Source organism: Pleurocapsa sp. CCALA 161, from assembly GCF_003003995.1.
Classification (GTDB): domain Bacteria; phylum Cyanobacteriota; class Cyanobacteriia; order Cyanobacteriales; family Xenococcaceae; genus Waterburya.
This window is the reverse complement of the sequence record NZ_PVWF01000188.1, coordinates 1-5,922: the sequence shown is the minus strand read 5'-3', so window position 1 is coordinate 5,922 and position 5,922 is coordinate 1. Positions and strand designations below refer to the sequence as shown.

Genomic DNA, 5,922 nt, shown 5'->3' with positions numbered 1-5,922 from the left:
TTTAGTAGCTACTCTGTTAAAGTCTCGTGGTTTAGATATTACTACTGTTCCCGAACAAGGAACGTTAGGGAAAAGCGATCGCGAACAATTAGAATTTGCTACTTCTTTGAATCGATGCTTACTAACCCATAATCGTGTAGATTTCGAGAAATTACACCTACAATATGTTCGAGAAAACAAACAACATTTGGGGATTATTATTGTGCCTCAGAAAAATGCTTACGAACTAGCAAAACGTATTAGCATCTTGGTTCGAGCATTAACCGTTGAACAGATACATAATCAACTGTTATACGGTTAAAAAAACTGCCGATACCGACGCTGCTCTGCTAAATATTCTCTAGGATTGATGCCAAACTTACTGCGAAAGGCACTGGCAAAGTAACCACGATTGCTAAACCCGACTGCAAAAGCAACTTCAGTCACGCTCATCGTATCGGTGACTAGCAGTTGCCGAGCTTTCTCTAGACGATACGATCGCAGATAGCCAAATACTGTAGTCCCAAAGACTTGCCGAAATCCTTGTTTGAGCTTGTAGTCGTTCAAACCCACCAGACGAGCCAGTTCTAGTAAAGACGGTGGTTCTTCCATGCGCTGTTCTAAAATATCTCTGGCGCAGTTAAGACGATCTATGTCATCTGTCCGCAGTAAGTAGTCAGACTGTTCGGCTGGAGACTTAGCCGACTCCATAAGATTCCACTGAGCAAACTGTAACGCTAGTAATTCTGTTGCTCGACTTTCCAAAAACATCCGCCGAACCAAACCGTGATAAGGACAGTTAATTATCTGATGCAGAGTTACCTGCATCGCTGGGGTGTTTTTGCCCAAAGAGCGATGAAAAAAGGGACGAGTTCTGCTGCTGGCAAACTGCTGTAGTTCTGGTGCTAATCCTTCTAACTGACCCCCCACAAAAGTTTTTAGGTAGGCGGGAGTTATCCAAATCATCACAAAGTCGGTAGATTTATCGTTCTGATATGCTTCTACTTCTTCGGTCTTGGGTAAACAGTAGAGATAATTATGACCTTCTGTTTCAATATACTCGCTGGCAATGCCTTTAGTCTTAACTCGTACTTGACCAGAAAGATAAAACTTTCCCGTCAGAGAAAAACGGGAAGGATGAATACGAATCTGTTTAAAGGGCGCAGTATAAGCTTCCTGGCTGACCTGTATCCAGATACCGTTAGGCAACTGGGTTAGATGCAACCGTCCCTGTCCTAGCCATTTAGGCAGTACCTCAGTCCGCTCTATACCGTCCCATCTATAGTTGGTTTCTCCAGTTTGCCGACTGGCATCCCATCTTTGGTCGAACTCTTCTTCCAAGTACGTCAGCATTACAATTTATTGCGATTTATTAGCATTACTACTACATAATAATATCTATATTCCTGCTGTTTACTTGAAATACGCCGAGGGTAAATCGTCAAAAGTTCCCGTCATCTCAACCCTACCGCGATCTAATAAAATAATGCGATCGCTTTTTTCTAAAACACTACGACGGTGAGAGACAACAAGATAAGTAGGAGTCCAGTTAGGATTAGTAGAATCAATCGAAAACAGGCGCGACCAAAGTTTTTGTTCCGTTTCTACATCTAAAGCACTAGAAAGATCGTCGAATACGAGTAATTCGGGCTGGCGGATTAACATCCTAGCAGTGGCAGCCCGCTGTAGTTGTCCTCCAGAAAGACGCATTCCTTTTACACCAATAGGAGTATTAAGTCCGTTGGGCATGGCAGCAAGATCGCGGTCGAAAACGGCAAGAGCGATCGCCCGTTCTAATTCTTCATGACTGGCATCTAATCCTAATAAAATGTTTTCTCGTAAGGTATTACTAAACAGCTGTGGTACTTGAGGAGTATAGGCACTCTTTGGCGGAATAAAAAAGCGATCGGGATGTTCGACTTCTCGTCCATTCCAATAAATCTCTCCTGACTGTCTGGGCAACAATCCTATTAGCACCTGTAGTAGAGTAGTTTTTCCCGAACCCACCTGTCCTGTAATAACGGTAAAACTGCCTCGTTTGAGTTGCAGCGAAATATTGCTGATACCTCTATCTGTACTTGGATAGCAATAGCTGAGATTGTGTGCTGAAAGTTCTTGTAAACGATCTGATTCCAAATTTGGCTCTGAGTCTATATTTTGTAGCTTTGATGCTTTACCGAAAATGGGCTTGATGTATAGCGGATGATGGGCTGTAATGTCTGGTGCTTCGCTGTCGATTAAACCTGATAGGCGTTCTACGGATACCTCACTTTGTTTAGTTAAGGTAAAAAACTCTCCGCCAAAAGCAAAGAAATTAGTGATGTAAGACAGATAGTAGATAAATAAAGCTAAGTCGCCAACCCGTAAGCTCTCTTCCGCAGACTGCATTAACCAGGCAGCGAATAATAGAATTATTCCCGTACCGATACTGACCAGATTCTCAAAGGTGGATTCTAAAACTGCCGTGAGTAAGCGATCGCGGATCGTTAACTCTTTACGGCGATCGCAGTGGCAGCGCAAACGAGCTAGAACACTTTCTTCTGCATTAGCAACTTTAATTGCCTGGACTGCCGAAAACATCTCGCCAATGGTACTTGTCACCTGTTGGGTAGCCTGACGACTGGCACGACGATAGTTTTTAAGGCGATCGCCGATACGTTGCATAATAATTACAATTAATGCCAAAGGTAAAAACACCAGCAGCGTAATTCGGGCATTGACGCTCAACAGTAGCCCTAATGAAGCGATCGCAAATACAGCCTCTCCCAGTATCTCATTGGTAAAGACCACATTATTTTCTAGCTGTTGGGCATCATCCCGAAAAAAACTAATGACTGCTCCTGGCGAAACAGGACTACTATTCTTTTGATCTATTAAAGGTTCTGCTCCCTCTCGCTGCATTAATCCTCGCAACAAGTTGTGTCGTACCAGAGAACTAATTGTAAAGCGGTGTTGAGTTTTGGTGATGCGCCCTAAAAAAATTACGACGATGCGAGCTAAACCGATGGCTAAAAATACAATAATCCAACCCCATACAGAAAATAAGCTTGAAGTCTCGCCCGTTAAATTATTAAAAAATTCGCGGATAATAATACCAGGAACAGCAGGTAATCCAGCAATAAACAGCCATAAGATAGTATCTGTCCAATACAATTTTTTGGCATAGGAAATCAAATGCCAGAGGGTATGCCAAATAGAGAAAGTCACGATAGAGCTAAAAGTATCATCTGTAAATTTTATAGCTGATTGAAAAGAAATAGCAATTAGCTTGTGAAGACTCGCTTCGTTTTAAATCAGTGGCTTTTAATTTTTATACTTTTAGAAAAACTCTTGTAATTTCTTAATATAAACGAGAAATTTAACACCTGTAAATTTAAAACATATATTTGTATAGTTGCCGCTTGATGTGCTGCTTTACTCTCTCAGAGCAATTTTCCCGAGCAATAGCTTCAATCAATCAGCTATTTGTATCTGCCAATCGTTGTTCTACCGCTGCTCCTGGATTATGCTCCCAGCGATCGCCTACGTGAGCATAGATCGAAGTAGTCCTGGGATCGGCGTGACCTAACAAATCCTGTACCTGTCTCAAGTCCGAACCAGTTCTAAGTGCCAACGTACCAGCCGTATGTCTGAGGCTATGTGCCGAGAGAGTTCGTCCATCTGTATGCTTTAGATTACATTCAACTAAATAGCGATCGATTATCGCTCTGATGCTGCGTCTCGATAGCTGTTGGTTCTTACTATTATTACTTAGGGAGACAAAGACGAAATCTGTTGGTTTGATTTTTCGTCTTAAGACTTTGTGTCTCATCTGAAGATATCCATCCAGCCAGCTAGCCAAATTCTCAGTCAGTGGAACGATCCTGCTAGCCCGTTTTGCCGTCACCTGTAAACCAGTTTTAATACCTTGCTTAACGACATCTGACACTCTGAGTTGGTGCATTTCTACCGTTCTGCATCCTTCTAAACTCATGATGCCGACAAGGGCGCGATCGCGCAGGAGTACCAGTTTTTGTTTGTTGGTCTTAGTTTCATCTAATTGAGATTGAATATAGTCAAGTAAAAACTTTAATTCCTCTGCCTCCATAAAGGTAATGCGAGCAGCAGGGTCTTTCCTGTCTTTGGGAGCTTTTACTTTGGCTGCGGGATTAGCAGTAATTAGTCCATGAGTCTGTACTGCGTTGTAGAAGATTCTGACAATATTGAGCTTAGTAGCGATAGTCGAGCTGGCATATTTCGACTGCACCAAATATTGACGGTAAAGTTTGATGTCTTCTGGTTCTGCTTCTATCGGCGCGAGTAAATTATCTCTGCACCAGTTTAAATACTGCTTGGTTTGAGATAGATAGTTGCGCATAGTGTCCTCTGAAGCTGCACCTTCACCTACCTCTAACTGAAGAAATTGGGCAAATATATCTTCTAGAGTAACTAGTTCTACTTGGGCAGATACCACTATGGCTGACTCTTTAATTTCATCTACCGCTTTTTCCTCTGTATGAGGAGATTTTGCTTCTACTACAGGAACGATATTGATTTTCATGCTTCAATCTCAACTAACAAATTCAATCTATTGGCGATCGCGAGTACAGTTTCCCTAATTGTTGGCTCATTAAGATCTAAGACAGAGACCCCAGCGGATAATAATTTAGAAGCTGCTCGTTCGTACAAAGCGATCGCCATTTGTCCGTCATGGGCATTGTTAAAAATCAGTCCCTCGATGTTTCCATATAAATCGGGATTCTCATAGAAATAACGACTCCAGGCTTGAGTTAGTTTTCTTCTACCATCAACTGCCATTGCTGCCACCGAACCAGCATCCCAAGCTCCAGATTCTCTAAGGTCGAGTAATTTCAGGCTTTGTTTTAAGGCAATAAAGGCAATCTGCTGTTTTTGTATTTTAATCGTTTCATCATCGCCAAACACTTCGACTAAGCAGCAAGACAGACTTAATCCCGCATAAATAATACCTCGTTCTTTGTCTATTTCAGGTCGTATACCTCTTTGGTGGTCAAACCTACTTAACGGTCCATAATATCTAAATCCTGTCGCGGTAGCTCCATAACTAGTTGGGTCGAATATCCTTTGAATTATTGTCCCAGGTTTTAACTCAAACCATTGAGGACTAATATTGCGGGTTGGTGGCGGATAGCGAATCTCTACCATTACTGAGCGACGCCTACTCCTCTAGCTTCAACTATTAAGTCTTCAACATCCCTTTCATCACCACTTTTCAATACCTCAACAGGAGTTCGACCTTCAAAAGCTCTTAATGGTTTGCTCAACCAGTTAAGTTTGGCAAAATCAGATATTTGCAGGGTCTTGAGAAGTTCTGGCAAGCGATCAATTACACTATCATCTCCTTCGGGGTCGAATTGCCACAAAGGAAATTTATAGACACCATTATCTTTGAGTCCCAAAAGCGTACCTGCCTTACGGCGATCGTGTACGGTGGTAATTGCCTGACAGCCAATTAATTTAGCTACTTCGGGTGTAGTGATGCTGCTTTTTAATAGTTCGCGTCTGCGTTGATAGTATCGTTCTAAATTAGCCAACTCCAGCATAGCTAAATTACCTTCACTGTAATCATCTCCTGCAATTTTTTTTGCCAAAACTAAGGTATCTGCTGCTACTACTTTTGGCTTAAGAGCATCGACTATTCTTTGAAGATGTTCCGGGCTGGCTTCGCTTATAGAAGCTTCAACGTGATGCAGAATAGCTTTAGCTATTTCATCTTTATCTTGAGAAACTTCGATTTGATGAATAACAGTATTTTTCATGTCTGACTACCAAATTATCTACCTTTATTGTAACTTGTCTAAGAGATATAGTTGTATTAAATTACAAATCAAGAAATATAGTTTTACCACCGATTAGTGTCCTAATAAGAGGTAGAAATTGATATTTATAGACATAAAGTCTTATTCCACAAGCTTTTAGGCGATA

General features: G+C 41.6%; 6 protein-coding genes. 1 reads left to right on the top strand and 5 read right to left on the bottom strand.

Annotated features, from left to right (window positions below):
* Nucleotides 1–301 (top strand): DUF5615 family PIN-like protein (locus tag C7B62_RS23930; protein WP_199194358.1); only part of this gene is annotated, 301 nt, incomplete at its 5' end.
* Here C7B62_RS23930 and C7B62_RS23925 read toward each other — a convergent pair.
* From C7B62_RS23925 to C7B62_RS23905, 5 genes are all read right to left on the bottom strand, one after another.
* Complete coding sequence (locus C7B62_RS23925) at nucleotides 298–1,332, bottom strand: AraC family transcriptional regulator (protein WP_106243593.1); 1,035 nt, start codon at nucleotides 1,330–1,332, stop codon at nucleotides 298–300. The two genes, C7B62_RS23930 and C7B62_RS23925, sit on opposite strands and share 4 nt — an antisense overlap.
* 60 nt (nucleotides 1,333–1,392) lie before the next feature.
* The gene (locus C7B62_RS23920) at nucleotides 1,393–3,186 is read right to left on the bottom strand and encodes an ABC transporter ATP-binding protein (protein ID WP_199194357.1); all 1,794 of its coding nucleotides are present in this window, start codon (nucleotides 3,184–3,186) and stop codon (nucleotides 1,393–1,395) included.
* Nucleotides 3,187–3,436: 250 nt separating this feature from the next.
* Complete coding sequence (locus tag C7B62_RS23915; protein ID WP_106243586.1) at nucleotides 3,437–4,519, bottom strand: tyrosine-type recombinase/integrase; 1,083 nt, start codon at nucleotides 4,517–4,519, stop codon at nucleotides 3,437–3,439.
* On the bottom strand, nucleotides 4,516–5,142 hold the full coding sequence (locus tag C7B62_RS23910) for an RES family NAD+ phosphorylase (protein WP_106243583.1): 627 nt from the start codon (nucleotides 5,140–5,142) through the stop codon (nucleotides 4,516–4,518). Before C7B62_RS23910 ends, C7B62_RS23915 begins: the two co-directional genes overlap by 4 nt.
* Complete coding sequence (locus C7B62_RS23905) at nucleotides 5,142–5,756, bottom strand: antitoxin Xre/MbcA/ParS toxin-binding domain-containing protein (RefSeq protein WP_106243579.1); 615 nt, start codon at nucleotides 5,754–5,756, stop codon at nucleotides 5,142–5,144. The genes C7B62_RS23910 and C7B62_RS23905 overlap by 1 nt, the downstream gene beginning before the upstream one ends.
* Between the last annotated feature and the right edge of the window lie 166 nt (nucleotides 5,757–5,922).